This window comes from Beduinella massiliensis (assembly GCF_900199405.1).
Classification (GTDB): Bacteria; Bacillota; Clostridia; order Christensenellales; family Aristaeellaceae; genus Beduinella; species Beduinella massiliensis.
In genome coordinates this window covers 2930692-2949704 of sequence record NZ_LT963430.1, presented here as the reverse complement: position 1 = coordinate 2949704, position 19013 = coordinate 2930692, and the positions used below count along the sequence as shown (strand labels likewise).

Here is a 19013-nt window from a genome sequence, read left to right as displayed (position 1 = left end):
TCTATGCTTCGGGCGCCTGCGGATGCGGGCGCCCGCTTTCTTCCTCCGCGGCGCCCGGCTCCAGGGCGAAAAATGCGCTGGGGCTGATGCCGTATTGCGCCTTGAAGGCGCGGAAGAAGCTGCTGTAATCCGCAAAGCCGCAGGGGCGGCACACCTCGGTGGGCGGCGTCCCGTCCAGCAGCATCTGACGCGCGATAAGCAGGCGCTTTTGCATGACGTAACGATAGACCGACGTGCCGACCGCCGCCTTGAAGGCGTGGCACAGGTGGTACTTGCCCACGAAGAAGCGCGCGGAGAGCGCATCCAGAGACAGCGGTTCGCCGTAGTGCGCGTTGATGAAGTCGAGCACGCGCGCGATCATGGGGTCGGGCAGCGCCTGCGCAGGCGCGCGGCGCGCCAGGTCGGCAAAGAGCCGGTTGACGAGCACGAGCAGCTCCAGCAGACAGCAGCGCGCGGTAATGTCGCAGCCGTACCCGCGCTGGGCCGTCTCCTCGAGCAGGCGCTCCATCAGGTTCGTCAACGCGGCGCGGGAGGCGGCGTCCGGACGGAGCAGGTTGGTGCGGCCATCCCCCTGCGCGCGAAAGCAAGCCTCCAGGTCGGTCTGCCCGGTGGAAAGGCTCTTCATGAACGGACGGCTTACCCACAGAACGATGCGCTCATAGGGCTCGTGGTCAGGGCGGATGAGCGGCTGATGCAGTTCACTGGGGGAGATGAGCAGCAGGTCGCCCGGCTGCAGGCGATAGCTTCGGCTTTCGACGATGTAGCTGACGTCGCCCGAAAGGAAGAGGTACAACTCGTAAAAGTCGTGGTGGTGCAGCGCCACGTCGGCAAGGTAGCTGTCGCGGTAACGAAAGATTTCGTAGGGACATTCCAGCATATACTGGCGCACGTTGAAAGGCTGGGGGCGTTTGGGCATGGCGGCTCCTCCTACCACGGCATCTTTTTTTGCCATCATACGATAAAAACGCAAGATTTGCAATGCGCTGGGCAATGAAAGCGATGGGAATTGCATTTTGTGTGCGGTATAATGCCTGTAAAGAGATTCCATAGGAGGTTGGTTGCCGATGAAAATGTCATTTCGCTGGTATGGCGAGACGGACCCGGTGACGCTTTCGCAGATTCGCCAGATTCCGGGCATGCGCAGCATCGTGAGCGCCGTGTACGACGTGCGCCCCGGCGAGGTGTGGCCGGAGGAGAGCATCGCCCGCCTGAAGCAGCTCTGCGAGGAAGCGGGGCTCGTCTTCGACGTGGTGGAGAGCATTCCCGTACACGAGGACATCAAGCTTGGCCGCGATACGCGCGACCGCTATATCGACGTGTACAAGGAAAATATCCGCCGGGTGGCTCGCTGCGGCGTGAAGTGCGTCTGCTACAACTTCATGCCGGTGTTCGACTGGACGCGCACGCAGCTGGACAAGGTGGGTGCGGACGGCTCCACGAGCCTGGTCATGTACATGGATCAGCTGCGCGGGCTCGATCCCCTGAACGACGGGCTGTCCCTGCCGGGCTGGGATTCCAGCTACGAAAAGGACGAGATGAGGGCGCTGTTCGCGGCTTATCAGGAGGTCGGCGAGGCGGGGCTTTGGCGGAATCTCGAATACTTCCTCAAGGCCGTCATCCCGGTGGCGGAGGCGTGCGGCGTCATGATGGCCATCCATCCCGACGACCCGCCCTATCCCATCTTCGGCCTGCCGCGCATCATCACCTGCGAGGAAAACCTGGACCGCTTCCTGAAGCTGGTGGACAGCCCGGCCAATGGCCTGACGCTCTGCACCGGCAGTCTCGGGTGCGCGAGCAGCAACGACGTCGTGCGCATGGTGAGAAAGTACAGCGCCATGGGCCGCATTCACTTCATGCACATCCGCAACGTAAAGAACATGGAGGACGGCAGCTTCGAGGAGCGCGCGCACCTCTCCTCCTGCGGCAGCCTGGACATGTACGAGATCGTCCGCGCGCTGGTGGAGACGGGCTTTGACGGCTACGTGCGCCCGGATCACGGCAGGATGATCTGGGGCGAGACGGGAAAGCCGGGCTACGGCCTGTACGATCGGGCATTGGGCGCCACGTACCTGAACGGCCTGTTCGAGGCCTGCGAAAAGCAAAAGCGCAGGGATTAAAGAAAGAGGCGATTTGAAAATGATGAAAAATCCGATCAATACCGACCTTCACGGGAAGGTGGCGGTGGTAACGGGCGCGGGCGGCGTGCTTTGCAGCAGCTTTTCCAAGGTGCTCGCGCGCGCGGGCGCGAAGGTCGCGCTGCTCGACCTCAACGAAGCGGCGGCGGCGGGTTTTGCCGCAGAGATCGAGGCGGAGGGCGGCGTCGCGAAGGCGTACAAGTGCAACGTGCTGGACAAGGACATGTGCAAGGCGGTCGCGGAGCAGGTGAAGGCCGGCCTCGGTCCCTGCGACGTGCTCGTCAATGGCGCGGGCGGCAACAATCCGCGCGCGACGACGGACAAGGAATATTACGAGGAAGGCGACCTGGACGCGGACACGAAGAGCTTCTTCGATTTGGAAGCCTCCGGCGTGGAGTTCGTATTCAACCTCAACTTCCTGGGCACGCTGCTGCCCACGCAGGCGTTCGCGGCGCAGATGGTCGGCCGCAAGGGCTGCTCCATCGTCAACGTCAGCTCTATGAACGCCTTCTGCCCGTTGACGAAGATTCCCGCCTATTCCGGCGCGAAAGCGGCGGTTTCTAACTTTACCCAGTGGCTTGCCGTGCACTTCTCCAGGGCGGGCATTCGCGTCAATGCCATCGCTCCGGGCTTTTTCGTGACCAAGCAGAACGAAAAGATGCTCTTTCATGACGACGGCACGCCGACGCCGCGTACGGGGAAGATCCTCGCCGCCACGCCCATGGGCCGCTTCGGCAAGGCGGAGGAGCTCGACGGCGCGCTGCTGTTCCTGCTCAACGAGGAGGCGGCGTCCTTCATCACGGGCGTCGTGCTGCCCATTGACGGCGGCTTCTCGGCCTATTCCGGGGTGTAAAATGCAGGTAAGGATTGCGCGCGAAGCGGACGCGCAGGCGCTGTGTGTTCTCAATCGCGAGTTTAACGGGGAAGGAACCGCGAGCGCACACCAGATCGCCCGCGCGCTTCGGGAAAGCACGGAGGAGATCGCCGTGCTGGCGCTGGAGGCGGACGAACCCGCCGGGTTCCTGTGTGCGCGGTGTATTCGCTCCCTTTGCTATCGCGACCCCAGCGGACAGATCGCGGAGCTGTACGTCCGGGAGGCGTACCGGCGAAGGGGTTTCGCGGCAGAGATGCTGCGCCTGGCGGAGCGGGAGCTGTCGCGGCGCGGCGTCCGCGAAGTCTTTTTGCTCACGGGCGGAAATAACGCGGCAGCCCAGGCGTTTTACGCGTCCAGCGGATACGCGCCGGAGGACGAGCGAATGTTCATAAAGTGCCTGTAGGGACTGGACAACGGGCGATACTTGTGCTATACTGCGTTCCGGTTGAGCCAAATGGACGATGAGAAAGGAGCGGTGGATATGAAGGATTTGGATAGGAAGGCCTTTGAAACACGGCTCCCGGCGTGTTTGGCCCATTAACCGCGCGGCAAGAAATGTGATTGCCCGGGAGAGATCCAACCCTCCCGGGCATTTTTATGCCCAAAATGAAAAGGAGCATCTCTTTGAAGACCATTTTGGGAACAGTTTTAAGCCAGCACCACGAACTCTACAGCGTACTTTGCGAAGAAACCGGGCGCGAAATGCGCGCCCGCGTCGCGGGCAAGCTCGCCCATCGGCTGCGGTCAGCTGCGGATTTCCCCGTCGTGGGGGATCGCGTCGCGCTCGACCGCGATGAGGACATCCAGGGTGACGCCGTCATTTTGGAGATTCTGCCGCGGCGCAGCCTGCTGCTGCGCACGGCGGCGGGCCCGAAGCGATACAGCCAGCCCATCGCCGCCAATCTGGACGTGCTGTTCATCTGTACGTCGCTCAATCAGGAACTGCGCCAACGCCGGTTGGAGCGATACCTCGCCGCAGCGCGCGGTGCGGGCATCGCACCGGTGATCGTGCTCACCAAGGCCGATCTATGCGCGGAGGCAGGCGCGCGACGGGCTCAGGTCGCACAGGACAATCCGGGCGTTCAAATCCTCTGCTGCTCCGCAAAGGACGGGGCAGATGTGCGGCAGGTGCGCGCGCGCATCGGGACGGGGCAGGCGGCGTTCGTCGGCTCTTCCGGCGTGGGAAAATCCACGCTTTTAAACGCGCTGATCGGGGAGGACGCCCTGCGCACCAGCGCCGTCCGCGAGGAGGACGCGCGTGGCCGCCACACCACGACGCACAGGCAGCTCGTTCGCCTGCCGGGCGGCGGCGCGGTCATCGACACGCCGGGCATGCGCGAATTCGCGCTGGACGAGAGCGACGTGGACGCCGCGTTTGAGGACATCGAAGCGCTGGCCGCTTCGTGCCGGTTTGCAGACTGCGCGCACGGGCAGGAACCCGGCTGCGCGGTGCGCCGGGCGGTGGAAAGCGGCGCGATCGAACGCGGACGCTACGAAAATTACCTGAAACTGCGCCGGGAGGAGGAAAGGCGAGGCCGGCGTGGAAGGGAGAAAAGGAGATAAGAAGGATGGAAATAAAGACATTCCCCTGCGGCGGACGTTCGGTTGCCGTCGTAAATGCGGGCGAAGCCGTCATAAAGAGCGGTCAGGACGCGCTTGACCTGATGATGACGGTCAAATATGAAAGCGGGTGTGAGGCGATCGTCCTGGGCAAGGAGGCGTTCGCGCCGGCGTTTTTCACGCTTAGCAGCGGGCTTGCGGGTGAGGTCCTGCAAAAGTTTGTGAATTACAGGGTGAAGCTTGCGATCTACGGGGATTTTACCGGTTACAAAAGCAAGCCCCTGCAGGACTTTATTCGGGAAAGCAATAAAGGCAAGAACATCTTTTTTGCCCCGGACGAAGCTTCGGCGGTCGAAATGCTGGCCGGAGCCTGAGCGAAAGGGGCGAGGCCGCCGCTTGACACGCCCGCGGTTTGTCCGGCGGCGCCCAAAGAAAGGGAAGAATTGGACGCGTCATGCTAAAACGGTTGACGCCGGCCCCGTACCTTGCTAGAATGGCGTATACCCCGCAGACAGGGGCGCGGCGGTCGCGTTCGCGCAGGTACCCTGGTGCGCCTGTTTGGGGCGTTAACGAACGATCGAGGGATGATGTATATGGAAGCACTGCTACAGAAGGTGTGCGCCGTCGCCCGTGCGGCGGGGGCGCGCATGTTGGAAGCCGGAGCGCTCAGCATCCATGAAAAAGAGGGGCACGCGAACTTCGTGACCGATTTGGACGAGGCCGTTCAAGCGCAGGTGATCGAGGCGCTGACCCCGCTCGTACCGGGCGCGCAGTTCGTCGCGGAGGAAAAGCGCAACGAGGCCGTGACGGCGGGCTGCGCCTGGGTCATCGATCCCATCGACGGCACGCAGAATTTCATCAGCGGCCTGCGCCACAGCGCGGTCTCCATCGCCCTGCTGGACGGGGGAAGCCCGGTGCTGGGCGCGGTGTACGATCCCTATGCGGACGAGCTGTTTTCGGCGCGGACGGGCGGCGGCGCATTCCTCAACGGCAGCCCCATTGCCGTGAGCTCGCGCGGGCTTTCCCGCGCGGTGATCTTTTTCGGCACCGCGCCGTATAATCTGGAGCTGACGGATCAGTCGTTTGCGGCGGCTAAAGCGATCTTCCGCGCCTGCTGCGACGTGCGCCGCTCCGGCAGCGCGGCGCTGGACCTGTGCGCGGTCGCCGCGGGGCGGAGCGAGGGGTATTTTGAGCTTCGCCTTTCGCCTTGGGATTACGCCGCCGGGTCGCTGCTCGTGCAGGAGGCGGGCGGACGCGTAGGCGCGCTTTCGCCGGACGTATGGGGCTTTGAGCGGCCGATCGGTGTATTGGCCGCGCCCGCGCAGACATACGGCGCGCTCGAAGAGCTCATTCAAAACGCGCGCGAAGGGGGCGCGCTATGAAGGCGGCGCTGATCGTGCTGGGGGCTTTGCTGCTCTTGTGCTTCGCTGCCGCAGTCGTGCTCTTTCAGACGATGCTGACGCGCCGCAAGACGACCGAGCCCGGCGAGGACGACGAAAAGAAGGAATCGAGCGCGTGGCTCACGTACAGGCGGTACGCGCTTGTCTGCAAGCGGGAACTGCTCAAGAGGCCGCACGAGGAGATCGCGATTACGTCCTTTGACGGGCTGAAGCTGAAGGCGCGGTACTTTCCGGCGGATCGTCCGGACGGGCGCATCGCCCTTTGCATTCACGGCTACACGAGCACGGGGCTCAACGAGTTCGCGGCGTTTTCAAGGTTTTATCTGGATCAGGGCGTCGGTCTGCTGCTGCCCGACGATCGGGCGCACGGCGAAAGCGAGGGAAAGGTCATCGGCTTTGGCTGGCGCGACAGGCTGGACGTGAAGCAATGGTGCGAGCTCCTCGCCGAACGTTTTGGGCCTGAATGCCGCATCCTGCTGCACGGCGTCTCCATGGGGGCGGCGACGGTCATGATGGCGTCCGGAGAATCGCTGCCGCCGGAGGTGAAGGGCATCGTCTCCGACTGCGGCTACACCAGCGCCTGGGATGAATTTGCGACGCAGATGAAGAAGATGTTTCATCTGCCGGTCTACCCGATCCTGCCCATGGCCAGCCTCGTGTGCCGCCTGCGCGGCGGCTATACGTTCAGGGAGTGCAGCGCGCTGAGACAGCTCCCCAAGGCAAAGGTGCCCTTCCTCTTTATTCACGGCGGGGACGACGGCTTCGTGCCGACCGAGATGGTCTACAGGGTCTACGAAGCGTGTCCGACGGACAAGGAATTGCTGGTGGTGAAGGGCGCGGCGCATGCGCTGAGCTATCACACGGATCCCGTTTCGTACGAGGCGGCGCTTGTCCGCTTCATACGGCGGATTGGAATGGAATAAAAATGCGGGCGCCGTCCTGGAGCCGTCGCGGGAGCGTATCTTCCGAAACGGCGCCGGGACGGCGCTTTTTAAGGGCTATTCGAGCTGCATCTGCGCTTCATCCACGAGCCGGGAGATCGCGTCTTTAAGGGAACTCGAAACGGAGGCGCACAGCTTTTGTGCAAAGTCTCCCTGCTCGTCGGAAAAAGAGGCGAGAAGCAGCCTTGTGAGCTCGTCCTGCTTGCCGCGCATCTGCCAGGCCAGCACAGAACGGGGCACGAGCTTGCGCACGGGGCGGGGCAGGTTGGCGTCGCGCAGGAGAGAGCGCGCGCTCGTCCAGCCGACAAACGCGGCGAGCATCGCCAGAATCGCGCCGGCGAGCCAGCCCATGGGACCGGCCGCGACCAGCGCCACGCCGCTTCCGCCGCATAGGGTGCCGGCGATGAGCCCGGCGATCAAGGCGACGAGCGTACCGATGTAGTCGAGCGCAAACGCGCCCGGCATGTCCGGCGTGACGGCAGGGCTCGGCAGAGCGGCGACGTTCGTCAGACGCATGTCTTCCGCGGGCACGCTGTAGCGCGCGCAGATGGGCAGAAGCTGACTTTGCAGGCCCTGCAGGACGCCCTCCGTCCATGTGCGGCTGATGGCGGTGAGCTGAGCCCTGGCTTCCTCCTGCGAAAGCACCTGTTCGATGCGGGCGGCGAGCATGCTGTCCAGCGCGCTCAGACGCTCGATGCGGCCGTTTCGCCATTCATCTATTACGGGCAGGGCGGCGCGTTCGATCATCTCCTGCGACAGCCAGGCGGAAAGCGGGCGCGCGAGGCCGGGCAAGCGCTCCCGAACCGTCCGTTCGACGAGCCCGTCCTCGAGCAGCGCGCCGATCTCCGCGCGGAAAGCGGCCATCATCGCGTCTACGCGGCCCGCATAGGCGAGCCCGCGCGCGATGGAGCATTCGGGCTCTGGACAGCAGACGAGCGCGGCATCCGGAAACGCCTCTTGACAGGCCTCTCGAAAGAAGGTCATGCGGGACGCGCCGCCGGTGAGCAGCAGCAGGCGGGGCGGCGCGTCCTGCGTGATTTGCCGCGCGCCGCAGAGCGCCTCGCCCAGCGTCTGGCGGAAGGAACGCTCGCCCAGCGCCTCGACGGGGGAACCGAGGATGTGCCGGATCGTTCCCGGCGTCAGGCGAAGCGGCAGGGTGAGCGGCGGCGTGTCGTAATAAATGCGCACCGTGCGCGTGCAGGGAGCGTCCTCCGACCAGGCCGATTCGTTTGAAAAGTAGATTTCCTTGAGCTTTCGCGCCTCCACCTCGCAGTAGCTGTACCAGCTTGGGCATTCGCGAAAGACCGCCTCAATGGCCCGCCGGTCAGGACTGTGCAGCAGCGCCTCGCGCAGGATGCAGGCGTCCAGCACGCCGCCGCCGAGCCGCACGTTTCCAAACGTGCCGATGCCCTGCTCGCGTCCCTTGACGATGTAGGCGAAGTCGGTCGTGGAGGAACCGATGTCCACGACGAGCGTATTTTCGCGCAGCAGCGCGGGATCCGCCTGTATGTCCCGCGCGCCACGGGCGTACAGAAACGCGGCGCGGGATTCCGTGACGATGGAGACGCCGGGAAAGCCCGCGCGCGTGAGCAGGCCGCGGTAACGACTGCGGGCGGCGGCGTCCCAGCCTGCGGGGCAGCCCACGATCACCTGTGCGTCGTCCAGGCTGACGCCTGCGCGCACCAGCGCGTCGAGAACGCCGCGCGCGAAGCGTTCCAGGTCGAAGGCCGCCTCTTTATCGTCCAGAAAGCGGCTCTTGAAGCGCACGCAGAGGCTTTGGACACCCTCCGCGAGGTAGGCCGCGTCGCCGATGACGATTTCGCCGTCCAGCAGGCCCACGGCGGAAAGCACACTGTGCGTCCCGCCGAAGTCGAACATGCGCGGCTGCAGGGCGCTGTCCTGCGCCAGCAGGGCGACGGCGCTCTCCCCGTCGCCCAGGTCAAAACCGATCGTCCGCATGCCTACGCCTCCTTTGCGACCGCCGCGACCCCGCGGCGAAGCAGCCTGTCTCCCTCGTACAGCGCCGGGCGCACGGTGCGCGCGCCTGTCCGTGCGGGCTGAATATCGAAGGCCGCACGCGCAGCTTCGCTGTAGCCGACGACGCGCACGCCATGCTGCGTCAGGTATCGGCGCGCGGCTGCGCCGGTGTCCTCGCCACCTTCGAGCGATTCGAGCTCCAAAAGCTCGCTGAGCAGGTCGAGCAGCACGGCGTCGGGCGCGTCCGATCCGGGCGCGTTCTGTTGGGCGTAGAGCGCGTCCAGTTCCTCCAGACGCTTGTCCAGCGCTTCCATCAGGCGATCCATGGCGTTGAGCGCCCGGCGCGGATCGAGACGCGCGCTGGCGCGCACGCGCACCGGAAGCGGGGAGGGCGTGCGCTTTCGCCGATAGAGATGAAAAGCGCAGGAAAGGAGCTGGCAGAGCAACGAGACCGCGCAAAGCGCGGTGGACAGCACGCTCAGCTTCAGGCAGGAAAGCACCAGCAGGAGAAGCGTCGCGGCGGCTGAAAGCAGAAACAGCGCGCCCGGCATCCCGCCCTGTGGCGCGGGCGCAGTTTGGATTTCACAGGTTACGTCGGGCTCGCCCTGTGCGGCAAGCAGCGGCAGCGCGCTGCTTGCGCAGGCGAAGAGCACCCGCGTCTGCTGCACGAGCAGGGAGTCCCGCTGCGGGGAAAGGACGGACTGCTGCACGGCCGACAGCGCGACTTTCGCGGCGGCGAGCGCTTCGTCCTCATTTGACGCGGAAAGCACCTGCAAGGCAAATTCTTCGCGACGGCGCTGCCAGGCGCCTGCGGCGCCCATCGGCGAGGAAATGTCGAGCGGAGAAGCTTGGACGTATTTTTTCACTTCCTCCGGCGTAAGGGCCGGCGGCTTGAGGATTTCGGGCGCAGGCAGGGGCTTGCCCTCCGGCGCGGATTGCAGGGCGGAGAGCTTCCGGCCAAGCGATCGGATCATCCGGTTTTTTCCCATTGTATGCCTCCTGAAACAGCGTGTACGGGGTATGGAAAGGGCCGCCGCCCCACAGGGACGGCGGCCGCGGGATCATAGAAGCGTTACGCCTGCGGCCTCACAGACGCGGTGCGTTTCCTCGTCCCAGATGGAGGACTGCACCTCGCCGATGTGCGCCTTGCCGAGCAGCAGCATGCAAAGGCGGGACTGGCCGATGCCGCCGCCCATGGTGAGCGGAAGCTTTCCTTCCAGCAGCATTCGGTGATAGGTGAGGGAACGGCGCGCATCGCACCCCGCGAGCGTAAGCTGGCTGTCCAGCGCCTGCGGGTCCACGCGGATGCCCATGGAGGACACCTCGAACGCGCAGTCGAGAAGAGGATTGTAGAACAGGATGTCGCCATTGAGCGACCAGTCGTCGTAGTCCGGCGCGCGCCCGTCGTGCGGTTGCCCGGAGCGCAGCTTGCCGCCGATCTGCGAGAGGAAGGTCGTCGGATGCTTGCGCACGTACGCATGCTCGCGCTCCTTGGGCGTTAAATCCGGGTACAGATCCTCGAGTTCCTGCGAGGTGATGAAGGAGACCTCGCGCGAAAGGGAGGTCGAAAGGCTCGGATAGCGCCCGCGGACGATCAGCGCGGCATCGCAGATACACCCGACGATGGCGTTTACCGCGATACGCAGCATGGATTCCGTGCGCATTTCGGCGGAGATGACCTTCTCCCAGTCCCACTGATCGACGTAGATGGAGTGTAGGTTATCCAGCTCCTCGTCGCGGCGGATGGCGTTCATGTCGGTGTAAATGCCCTTGCCCACGTGAAAGTCGTAGCGGTAGAGGGCCATGCGCTTCCACTTCGCCAGAGAGTGAACGACCTGCGCGTCGATTCCCGCGGCGGGCACGTCGAAAGAGACCGGGCGCTCGACGCCGCTCAGGTCGTCGTTGAGACCTGTGGCGGGATCGACGAACAGCGGAGCCGATACGCGTTTGAGCGAAAGGGCGCCGGCGAGGGCGTCCTGGAACGTGCGTTTGATGAGGCTGATGGCGGCCTGCGTTTCGTAAAGGGAAAGCGTAGGCTGATAGCCTGCGGGGATATAGCTTCCGGTCATGCGAAACCCTTCTTTGCAAAAGAATATCTCCAAGTATACGCGCTGACGGCGCTTCTGTCAAATCGCGCGCCATCACAGAAGAAACTGTATGAGTCTGGGGCTTCAAATAGACGGAGCGAAGCGAGGTATCGCATCTGGCTTGCATTGGAAATCGCCTATTGGAGCACGAGAGGGAGAACGATCATCGCAAGACCGAGAAGGATAAATAGGATGCCGCCCAGCTGCGTGCTCTTTCTGTAAAGATCGGAGGGTTCGTCCGCGGCGTAGGATTTCCACCGCTCCGTCAGCATCCAGACGAGATCGGGCTTTATAAAGAGGAAAAGGCCGAGAAGGGAAAAAGCGGCGCCGCTCAGCAAGGTCAGGATCATGCCGTACGCCTCCTTTGAAAGGCATTGGCGGTAATTGAATTCATGCGTCTTTTTTGGGGGCGTAAAAAATCAATACATCTTTTCACAATAATGAATGCACAGAAGAAAGCAACGATGCCGCGGACGAGATTATCCTTTGTGTCTGCGATACCGCCTGCATATCGTTTTGCGTAATAGTAAATTGTCCAGAGCAGCACGAGAACAGAACCGCTGATCCTAAACCATATTTTCTATCAGTCCATAAAACCGAGTTCCTTTATCGCAGCAAAAAACATATCGGCTTCTCCATTTGAATTGGCTTTTTTGGTTGCTTCGATAATATACCACGAATATTCCAAATCATGAATAATAATAGGAATTGGTCTGCCGAATTTATGCTTAACAAAGCCACTATCTTGTAATTTTTTTGCAACATCGGTTATTTCCGAAAGCAACTCATAATATCCGACTGGACCTTTGCCGATATATCGCATTTCATTATCGTAACAGGCGTCATAATTTTCATATCCAATATTATCAACGCCGTTTTCCTCATACCAATTAAAGAGAAATTTTATGCCTTCGTTCTCATTGTCTGCTTCGATTATAGGTGTTTCATTCTGACGCCAAAAAGCATAATTCCAACGTTCCTCAGATAATTCACCCACGCCACTACAATCCTTTTCAGTATTATAGCTCACAGAAAATTGCGTAACGTTTGAATATCCACTATATTCGTACGCCTCATTTGCGTAAACAAAAAATGAAATAGCATAAATGTCATCTTCATTCCAAGCTGAAATGATACCACGTATTTTCTTTTCAAGATATGCCTGTAAATCAATCATTTTATAATACTCCTTATCTTTCAAATTATAAAACAACCCCACACGTGAAAACAAAGCTTATCACCTTAAAAAACACGCCGATTATATTGTACTTGAAAATTTATACAAGCACAATCCGAAAAGGCGGAGTCAATCAATACGCCGCATTCGCCGGGCGTTATGAATGCGGCATGCTTCCGGCTTGAAAAGAAGGGAAAATACGAAATCCGCTGCGAGGATTCCCCTGCGGCGGATTTGCGGCATTCTTTATTTCATTTAAATGAGGCCGGGGATGAGCAGCGGCAGGTAGACGATCAGCAGAAAGATGATGATCAGGCCGATCAGATAAGGCACGACGGCCTTTGAAATCTTTTCGATCGGGAGGCCTGTGATGCCCGTCGCGACAAAAAGGTTGATCGCGACCGGGGGAGTGATCATGCCGATGGCGATGCCCACCACGAAGAGGATGCCGAAGTGCAGCGTTGAAATGCCCAGCGCGCGCACGAGCGGCAGAAAGACGGGGGTGAGGATGATGATGGCAGAGGAGGTTTCCATGAACACGCCCGCGATGAGGATGATGAGCGAAATGAGCAGCAGGATGATGTACTTGTTGCTGGAGACGCTCAGCACCGCCATGGAGATGGCCTCGGGAATCTTCCAGTTGGCCAGCGCCCAGCCGAACGGGCCGCTGCAGGCGATGATGATCATGATGACGGCGGAGGTCTTGGCGCTGCCGAGCATCGTGGAAATCAGGCTCTTCCACGTGAGATCGCGGTATACGAACGCGGAGACGAGCACGGCGTAGACGACAGCGACCGCCGCCGCCTCGGAGGGCGTGAAGTAACCGGAGAAGATGCCGCCCAGGATGATGGCGGGCATCAGGATGCCGCCGATTGCCGGAACGAAGCGGTGCAGGATGTTCTTAATGGAAAAGGGCGCGCCTTTAGGGTAATCGCGCCGATACGCCTGAAACAGCGCGATGCCGATGAGCATGATGCCCATCAGGGCGCCCGGCAGGAAGCCGGCCTTGAACAGACGGTTGACGCTCTCCTCCGCGATGACGGCGTAAAGCACCATGGGGACGGAGGGGGGAATGACGACGCCGATGGTACCGGCGGCGGCGACCAGTGCGGCGGCGGAATCCTCTTGATAGCCGCGCTTTTTCAGCTCCGGCACGAGCGTCGCGCCGACGGCAGCGGTCGTAGCCGCGCCGCTGCCGGAGATCGCCGCGAAGAACATGCCCGCGAGCACCGAGACGACCGAGAGGCCGCCCTTGATCATGCCGAGCAGCGATTCGCAGAACTCCACGAGCACCTTTGAAATCTTGCCCTTGGACAGCAGGTCGCCCGCAAAGATGAAGAAGGGCACCGCGATCAGGCTGAAGGAATCGCAGCTCGCGAACATGCGCTGCACGACGATCATCATCTTCGCGTCGCCAAAGCCCGCGAACATTGTGACCGCCGCGGCGGCGCAGATGGAGAAGGCGACGGGCACGCCGAGCAACAGAAGCAGGATAAACACGCCAAAGAGCAGGAGCGCCATTACGCCTTCACCTCCTTTTCAGGATGCGCCAGGAGCTCGTCCAGCCCCATCACCAGCGCGTGCAGCATCAAGATGACCATGCTGATGGGCACGCAGCTGTAGACGTACTTCATTTTAATCGGCAGACTGGTCGCCGTCTTGTTCAGCCTCAGGCAGTAGCGCGTGCCGAAGTAAAAGAGCACCGCGAAGAGCACAAAGCAGATCGCGTGCACCAGCACGCGCAGCGCCTTTCCGGCGGGGCGGGGCAGCTTTTCCTGAACGAAGGTGATGGAAATGTTGCCGCCATGCCGGTAGACGCACGTGGCGCCTAAAAACGTAGACCAGATCAGCAGGTAGCGCGTCACTTCGTCCGACCAGGTCAGCGCGGTAAACGCGATGCGGCAGACGATCTGCGCGGTGGTAATGAGCACCATCGCGCCCAGCATGGCGACGATGACCACGCCGCAGGCCTTATCCAGCAGGCTGCTGAGCCTGTCCAGAGCTTTCTTTGCTGCCATCGGTGAAACCCCCTGTTCAATCGGTGGTAAGGAAAGGGGAAAGAGCGCGTCCCTTTCCCCTTCCACAGGCGCGCCGCCCTCCTTTTTATTGAAGGGAGCGGACGCGCAAAGGCTTACTTGGAGAGCTGCGTCTGGATGCGGGAGATGTATTCGGCGTACTGCGGGTAGGCGTCGTACACGCTTTGAACCGCCTCGCGGAACGAATCCATGTCCGGGTCCTCGACGACCTCGACGCCCTTTTCCAGGATCGTGGCCATCTGCCCCGCCTCCTGCTCGGCGACCCAGGCGCGCTCGTATTCGGCGGCTTCCTGCGCGGCCTCGACGAAGATCTGCTGTGTCTTTTCGTCCAGGCCGTTAAACACGTCCAGGCTCATGGTGATGATGGCCGTGGAGTAGCTGTGGCGGTCGAGCGTCACGTACTTCTGGTTGTAATCCCAGAGGCCATAGGAGTAGATCACGTTGATGGGGTTCTCCTCGCCCTCGATGGTGCCCTGCTGCATGGCGGTCAGCGCCTCGGCCCAGGCCATGGGAACGGCATTGACGCCCAGTGCGGAGAAGGTCGCGGTGTACACTTCGTTTTCCATCACGCGCAGCTTGAGGCCTGCGAGGTCTGCGGCGCAGGTTACGGGGCGCGTGGAATTGGTGATGTTCCGGAAGCCGCGCTCCGCGTAGGCAAGGCCCTTCAGGCCCGCGTCCTCCAACGTAACCAGCAGCTCCTTGCCGATTTCACCGTCGAGCACCGCGTAGGCTTCCTCGTTGCTCGCGAACAGGAACGGCATGTCCAGCACGCCCATCATCTCGGAGAAATTGACAAAGGGGCCGCTGGTAATGATGCCCATGTCCAGCATGCCCATGGTCATGCTGTCCAGCATCGTAGATTCGTCGCCCAGGGTGCCGTTGGGGTAGATCTCGATCTTGTATTCCCCGCCTGTGCGCTCGGCTACCAGCTCGGCGAACTTGTCGGCCGCGACCTGGAAGCTGTCCTGTTCGTTGACGGTCGTGCCCAGCTGCAGCACGGTTTCGGCCATAGCGGAGCCGGCGAGGCAAAGGGTCAGCGCCAGCGTCAGGGCGAGCAGTTTGACGATGTGTTTCATTGAGTTCATCCTCCATCCAAATCGTGTATTTTCAGCGCCTTGCGGCGTTTGAAACAAAAAAGCGCTTCCGTCTCCTTAGTAAGAGACAGAAGCGAAAACCTCTGCGGTACCACTCTCGTTCCGGCCATTCGGCGCGGCGCTCAGCCCGTCTTGCCGCACAGCGGCGCAACGGCGGGCGGGATAACGGCTGCCTGGCCGTGGAGGCTTACGCAAGGGAGGATCCCTCTTGGGCCCCAAGCTACCGGGAGGATAGGGCATCTGCCGCTGCGCACTGCCTTTCACCGAACGGCAGCTCTCTTTAGCGAGCGCACAGGCCGGGTTCCCGGTCGATGCTTTTCTTCATGAAGTTATTCATTATTATACGACGCTTTGCGGGATTGTCAAGGACGAATTTGCGTTCTGGGGTGAAAAAGGGCGGATTTTGTCCCTGAAATGATCGCGGGATACCGCTTGTCCGGCGAAAACTACATGTTTATGCAATAAAGAAGAGCGGCATGACGCCGCTCTCCGGGGCAGAAGGAGGAAGGTACGCTGTTCCCTTGCGGGAAGATATCGCGTCTTTTCCTCCGAATCCGAATCCGGCCGCGCCCTGACGGTGCGTCCTTCTTCGGGCGCGGTTTTCTCGTTCCGCTTGCCCTGAACGTAATATGCCCGGCAGCGTGCCTCTTCATGCGCAAAAAAAGCGCGCGAAACAAACTTTTTTCGTTCCGCGCGCTTATGTTTAGTAAATCCAGGATTCCAGACCGCGTAGAAGTTCGAGCTCGCGAATGTCGCGTGCCTCGGTGAAGGCTTCGCGGGCGAGCAGCGCGCCGGTGCGCCAGTACAGCGCGGCGAACGGGATGTCGCCTGCGAACTGGTACTGTACCTCGGACATTTTGGCGCTGAACGCGTCCGCGTCGTAGCTTTTACGCAGATCCTGTATCAGCGTGTTCATATCCTTGCTGTTGTAGCGACAGAAGTTCGCGCCGGGATATTTGACGCCCGCGCCGCTCAGCAGCATGAAGCCGGGGTCGGGCACGGTATCCAGGTTGAACGCGCCGAGCACGAGGCTAAAGTTGCCGCTATCCAGATTGGCCAAGACGCTTTCGTACGAACGGACGTTGACGCTGACGTTGATGCCCACGGCCTTGAGCATCTGCGCGATCTGCTCGGCCGCGTTGCGCCGCACGTTGCTGCCGGGCTCGTCGTAGGTCAGGATGGTAAAGTACAGGGCGTCTCCCTGCACGGCGTTGTTCGTCTTGTAGCGCTTGCCGTCCTCCGCCAGCTTCCACCCCAGACCGTCCAGTAGCGCCTTGGCCATATCGGGGTTGTACGTGTCCTGCGCGGCGTTTTCGTTGTACAGCCAGGTGCCCGACATGATGGGTCCGCCCGCGGGCGTCACCATGTTCTGATAGACCGATTTGACGAGCGCGTCGCGGTCGATGGCCATCAGGATCGCCCGGCGCATGTCCAGATCCGCGAGCGATCCGTCTTTCTTTTTATAGCCATGGTTCATGAGCAGCACTTCCAGCTGGCGGGTACGGTAGGTAATCATGTAGCTGTTGAGGCTGCCCGAATAACGCGTCGCGTTGAGCGAACGGGTCATGGCGACGTCCACATCGCTGGATTCAAACGCGTCGAGCACGCTTTCACTGTCCGCATAGATGTTGGCGATCACGTCGGTCACCTGCGGCGTGCGCTGCCACCAGGAGGTGTTGGCGGTCAGCCATAGCTGCACGCCCGGCTGGTACTGGGCGATGCGGTAGGGTCCTGTGCCCGCAGGCGCGGCCTGGTCGACCTCGCTGGCGGGAAGGATCGGAAAGGTAAGCGCGTAGAGCGCGCCGTAGTAGGAGCGCCGAAGCGAGATGGAAAGCTGCAGATCGTCCTCTTCGGACGCGCTCCATCCGGAGATGTAGTACATTACGCTCTGATACAGGCCGCGTTCTTCCGGCGCAATGTCCGTCTCCTGGTCGTCGTTCATGCCGCTGAGTTCCTTGATGCGGTCGAGCGTCGCGCATACGTCGCGGGCCGTCAGCGGTTCGCCGTTGTGAAACGTGACGCCGCTTTGCAGGGTAATGTCCAGACGCTTGCCGCTGTTAGCAAATTCCCAGTACTTTGCCAGCTTGCCGACGGGCTGCTCGTTGTCGTCCAGCGTGAACAGCCCCTCGTAGACGAGCGCGAGCATGCTCACGGGATCGCGCTCTCGCAGGGAGAGGGGGTAGAGCTCGAGCGTGTCGGAGGCGACGATGGCGACCGTGAGCGAGCTGCCCAGCGCGGGCGCAGGCACTGCCGCCGCAAGCAGCAGAAGCGTCAGCGCGGCGCAGCAGATTTTACGCAGCAGGCGCGATGAGCTGCGGGGAGAAGTAGTATTTGCGGTAGATTTCATAGGCTTTCATCACCCTTTGCGCATATGTTGCCGTGCCGCCCTCGGGCACAGTCTGTAGCGTTTTGCCGTCGGCGCTGTACTTGGGATTTTCCAGCCATGCGTCCACGTTTCCCTGGCCGGCATGGTACGCGCACACGACCTTGAGCATGTCGCCGTCAAAGCGGCGGCTGAGATAGCCCAGGTACCACGTGCCGAAGCGCACGTTCGTCTCGGGGTCGTACAGCTTGTCGAACGTGTAGCCGTCTTCCTCGTCGAGCTTGTCCGCGGCCCATTCGGCCGTCGGCTCCATCAGCTGCATCAGGCCGCGCGCGCCCAGCCGGGATTCCGCCGAGGGATCGAAGCTGGATTCGCACAGGATGATCGCGCTGACCAGCGCGGGGTCCAGCTCGTTTTGAGCGGCGTAGCGGTTGATGAGGTCCGCGTAGTAAAGCGGGTGGCTGGCGCGCTCCGCTGCTTCCTGCTCCAACCTGCGCCGCTCCGCCTCATGCGCGATGTAAGCGCGCGTGACCTGCACGCAGGATAACACCAGCACGAGCGCGAGAAGGGTCAGAATGCCGGCGCGAAGCCACAGGGGCACGCCGTCCCAGAAGGCCGCCTGGCGTCGAAGGAAAGCGGAGGGCTGCTGATCCGGAAGCGGCGCGGACATAAGCGGCGCCTGCTGCGGTCGCCTGCGCCTTGGACGCGGCGTTTCCTCCGGCGGGGTTTGCTGGGTCATGCGGGGAGCTCCTTTCTGACGATGCCTTTTGTATAAAGGCGCGATTATCCTTCCCGAAGGGAAAAAAGCGTCTGTTCCCATAGCGCGCGCACCTCGAGGCGCGTTTCCTCGACCGTGCGCAGAGTGGAAATTACGCGGTCCGCGCGCAGCACCTTGCTGCGCAGGGACATCTGACTGGAAATGCGCGCGCGCGCTTCCGGCTCGCTGAGCCCGTCACGCAGCATGACGCGGCGAATCTGTTCCGATTCCGGCACGCAGACGAGCCAGGTTTCGTCGACCTTTTGATCCAGGCCGGTTTCAAAGAGCAGCGGAACGTCCAAAACGACCGCGGGCGCGCCCGTCTCGGCAATTTTCAGCGCTTCCTTTTCGATCTCCCGAAAGACGAGAGGATGCACGATCGCCTCCAGATCCCGCCGCGCGTAACGGTCCGAGAACACGAGCGCGGAAAGCGCGGGGCGGTCGAGCGATTCCCCCTGAAAGACACCGTCCCCAAAGCGCGCGCGAATTGCGGGCAACGCCTCGCCGCCGTCCGCCGTCAGGGCGTGGGACAGGGCGTCGGCGTCGACGACAGGCGCTCCGAGCAGACACAGGTAATGGCTGACCGTCGATTTGCCGCTGGCGATGCCGCCGGTAAGTCCGATGCGGTACATACGATGCCTCCTTTCAAAAG

Annotated in this window: 19 protein-coding genes; 7 read left to right on the top strand and 12 right to left on the bottom strand. The window is 61.8% G+C overall.

Translation table 11 applies throughout. The annotated features are described in order from the left end of the window. Position 1: 1 nt before the first annotated feature. Positions 2-916 carry a helix-turn-helix domain-containing protein gene (locus C1725_RS14330; RefSeq protein WP_102412249.1) on the bottom strand — a complete coding sequence of 305 codons (915 nt, stop codon included), beginning with the start codon at positions 914-916 and terminating at the stop codon, positions 2-4. Between the two features lie 148 nt (positions 917-1064). On the opposite strand from C1725_RS14330, the gene uxuA reads away from it, so the two are divergent. From uxuA to C1725_RS14295, 7 genes are all read left to right on the top strand, one after another. After that, positions 1065-2117, top strand: coding sequence for a mannonate dehydratase (gene uxuA, locus C1725_RS14325; RefSeq protein WP_102412248.1), 1053 nt, complete (start codon positions 1065-1067; stop codon positions 2115-2117). Positions 2118-2136: 19 nt separating this feature from the next. Then, positions 2137-2988, top strand: coding sequence for an SDR family NAD(P)-dependent oxidoreductase (locus C1725_RS14320; protein WP_102412247.1), 852 nt, complete (start codon positions 2137-2139; stop codon positions 2986-2988). 1 nt (position 2989) lies between these two features. After that, a complete protein-coding gene (locus C1725_RS14315) occupies positions 2990-3412 on the top strand; it encodes a GNAT family N-acetyltransferase (protein WP_102412246.1) in 423 nt (140 codons plus the stop codon). A gap of 221 nt (positions 3413-3633) precedes the next feature. Then, entirely contained in the window at positions 3634-4572 is a 939-nt protein-coding gene (gene rsgA, locus C1725_RS14310) for a ribosome small subunit-dependent GTPase A (RefSeq protein WP_346026694.1), read from the top strand. A 5-nt stretch (positions 4573-4577) separates the two neighbouring features. Then, the gene (locus C1725_RS14305; protein ID WP_102412244.1) at positions 4578-4943 is read left to right on the top strand and encodes a DUF4180 domain-containing protein; all 366 of its coding nucleotides are present in this window, start codon (positions 4578-4580) and stop codon (positions 4941-4943) included. Between the two features lie 219 nt (positions 4944-5162). Next, the gene (locus C1725_RS14300; protein ID WP_346026693.1) at positions 5163-5951 is read left to right on the top strand and encodes an inositol monophosphatase family protein; all 789 of its coding nucleotides are present in this window, start codon (positions 5163-5165) and stop codon (positions 5949-5951) included. Further along, the gene (locus tag C1725_RS14295) at positions 5948-6892 is read left to right on the top strand and encodes an alpha/beta fold hydrolase (RefSeq protein ID WP_102412242.1); all 945 of its coding nucleotides are present in this window, start codon (positions 5948-5950) and stop codon (positions 6890-6892) included. Before C1725_RS14300 ends, C1725_RS14295 begins: the two co-directional genes overlap by 4 nt. A gap of 75 nt (positions 6893-6967) precedes the next feature. Here C1725_RS14295 and C1725_RS14290 read toward each other — a convergent pair whose 3' ends face one another. The 11 genes from C1725_RS14290 to coaE form a co-directional block, all read right to left on the bottom strand. Beyond that, a complete protein-coding gene (locus C1725_RS14290; protein WP_102412241.1) occupies positions 6968-8869 on the bottom strand; it encodes a rod shape-determining protein in 1902 nt (633 codons plus the stop codon). A 2-nt stretch (positions 8870-8871) separates the two neighbouring features. Next, positions 8872-9876: a hypothetical protein gene (locus tag C1725_RS14285; protein ID WP_102412240.1), complete on the bottom strand. Its 1005-nt coding sequence runs from the start codon at positions 9874-9876 to the stop codon at positions 8872-8874. Positions 9877-9948: 72 nt separating this feature from the next. Further along, positions 9949-10956, bottom strand: coding sequence for an aspartate--ammonia ligase (gene asnA, locus C1725_RS14280; protein WP_102412239.1), 1008 nt, complete (start codon positions 10954-10956; stop codon positions 9949-9951). A gap of 155 nt (positions 10957-11111) precedes the next feature. Further along, positions 11112-11324, bottom strand: coding sequence for a DUF6199 family natural product biosynthesis protein (locus tag C1725_RS14275; protein ID WP_102412238.1), 213 nt, complete (start codon positions 11322-11324; stop codon positions 11112-11114). A 233-nt stretch (positions 11325-11557) separates the two neighbouring features. Then, on the bottom strand, positions 11558-12151 hold the full coding sequence (locus C1725_RS14265) for a hypothetical protein (RefSeq protein ID WP_102412236.1): 594 nt from the start codon (positions 12149-12151) through the stop codon (positions 11558-11560). Positions 12152-12406: 255 nt separating this feature from the next. Beyond that, on the bottom strand, positions 12407-13672 hold the full coding sequence (locus C1725_RS14260; RefSeq protein WP_102412235.1) for a TRAP transporter large permease subunit: 1266 nt from the start codon (positions 13670-13672) through the stop codon (positions 12407-12409). Next, positions 13672-14169: a TRAP transporter small permease subunit gene (locus C1725_RS14255; RefSeq protein ID WP_102412234.1), complete on the bottom strand. Its 498-nt coding sequence runs from the start codon at positions 14167-14169 to the stop codon at positions 13672-13674. The genes C1725_RS14260 and C1725_RS14255 overlap by 1 nt, the downstream gene beginning before the upstream one ends. 113 nt (positions 14170-14282) lie before the next feature. After that, entirely contained in the window at positions 14283-15263 is a 981-nt protein-coding gene (locus tag C1725_RS14250; protein WP_102412233.1) for a DctP family TRAP transporter solute-binding subunit, read from the bottom strand. Positions 15264-15984: 721 nt separating this feature from the next. Next, positions 15985-17628: an ABC transporter substrate-binding protein gene (locus C1725_RS14245; RefSeq protein ID WP_102412232.1), complete on the bottom strand. Its 1644-nt coding sequence runs from the start codon at positions 17626-17628 to the stop codon at positions 15985-15987. Beyond that, positions 17573-18274 carry a lytic transglycosylase domain-containing protein gene (locus tag C1725_RS14240; RefSeq protein ID WP_346026692.1) on the bottom strand — a complete coding sequence of 234 codons (702 nt, stop codon included), beginning with the start codon at positions 18272-18274 and terminating at the stop codon, positions 17573-17575. The genes C1725_RS14245 and C1725_RS14240 overlap by 56 nt, the downstream gene beginning before the upstream one ends. 113 nt (positions 18275-18387) lie before the next feature. Continuing rightward, entirely contained in the window at positions 18388-18993 is a 606-nt protein-coding gene (coaE, locus tag C1725_RS14235; RefSeq protein ID WP_102412230.1) for a dephospho-CoA kinase, read from the bottom strand. Positions 18994-19013 lie beyond the last annotated feature (20 nt).

Coding starts and splice junctions, on each gene's coding strand:
- C1725_RS14330 (WP_102412249.1), bottom strand. CDS start 916: ATGCCCAAACGCCCCCAGCCTTTCAACGTGCGCCAGTATATGCTGGAA.
- uxuA (WP_102412248.1), top strand. CDS start 1,065: ATGAAAATGTCATTTCGCTGGTATGGCGAGACGGACCCGGTGACGCTT.
- C1725_RS14320 (WP_102412247.1), top strand. CDS start 2,137: ATGATGAAAAATCCGATCAATACCGACCTTCACGGGAAGGTGGCGGTG.
- C1725_RS14315 (WP_102412246.1), top strand. CDS start 2,990: ATGCAGGTAAGGATTGCGCGCGAAGCGGACGCGCAGGCGCTGTGTGTT.
- C1725_RS14305 (WP_102412244.1), top strand. CDS start 4,578: ATGGAAATAAAGACATTCCCCTGCGGCGGACGTTCGGTTGCCGTCGTA.
- C1725_RS14300 (WP_346026693.1), top strand. CDS start 5,163: ATGGAAGCACTGCTACAGAAGGTGTGCGCCGTCGCCCGTGCGGCGGGG.
- C1725_RS14295 (WP_102412242.1), top strand. CDS start 5,948: ATGAAGGCGGCGCTGATCGTGCTGGGGGCTTTGCTGCTCTTGTGCTTC.
- C1725_RS14290 (WP_102412241.1), bottom strand. CDS start 8,869: ATGCGGACGATCGGTTTTGACCTGGGCGACGGGGAGAGCGCCGTCGCC.
- C1725_RS14285 (WP_102412240.1), bottom strand. CDS start 9,876: ATGGGAAAAAACCGGATGATCCGATCGCTTGGCCGGAAGCTCTCCGCC.
- asnA (WP_102412239.1), bottom strand. CDS start 10,956: ATGACCGGAAGCTATATCCCCGCAGGCTATCAGCCTACGCTTTCCCTT.
- C1725_RS14275 (WP_102412238.1), bottom strand. CDS start 11,324: ATGATCCTGACCTTGCTGAGCGGCGCCGCTTTTTCCCTTCTCGGCCTT.
- C1725_RS14265 (WP_102412236.1), bottom strand. CDS start 12,151: ATGATTGATTTACAGGCATATCTTGAAAAGAAAATACGTGGTATCATT.
- C1725_RS14260 (WP_102412235.1), bottom strand. CDS start 13,672: ATGGCGCTCCTGCTCTTTGGCGTGTTTATCCTGCTTCTGTTGCTCGGC.
- C1725_RS14255 (WP_102412234.1), bottom strand. CDS start 14,169: ATGGCAGCAAAGAAAGCTCTGGACAGGCTCAGCAGCCTGCTGGATAAG.
- C1725_RS14250 (WP_102412233.1), bottom strand. CDS start 15,263: ATGAAACACATCGTCAAACTGCTCGCCCTGACGCTGGCGCTGACCCTT.
- C1725_RS14245 (WP_102412232.1), bottom strand. CDS start 17,628: ATGAAATCTACCGCAAATACTACTTCTCCCCGCAGCTCATCGCGCCTG.
- C1725_RS14240 (WP_346026692.1), bottom strand. CDS start 18,274: ATGTCCGCGCCGCTTCCGGATCAGCAGCCCTCCGCTTTCCTTCGACGC.
- coaE (WP_102412230.1), bottom strand. CDS start 18,993: ATGTACCGCATCGGACTTACCGGCGGCATCGCCAGCGGCAAATCGACG.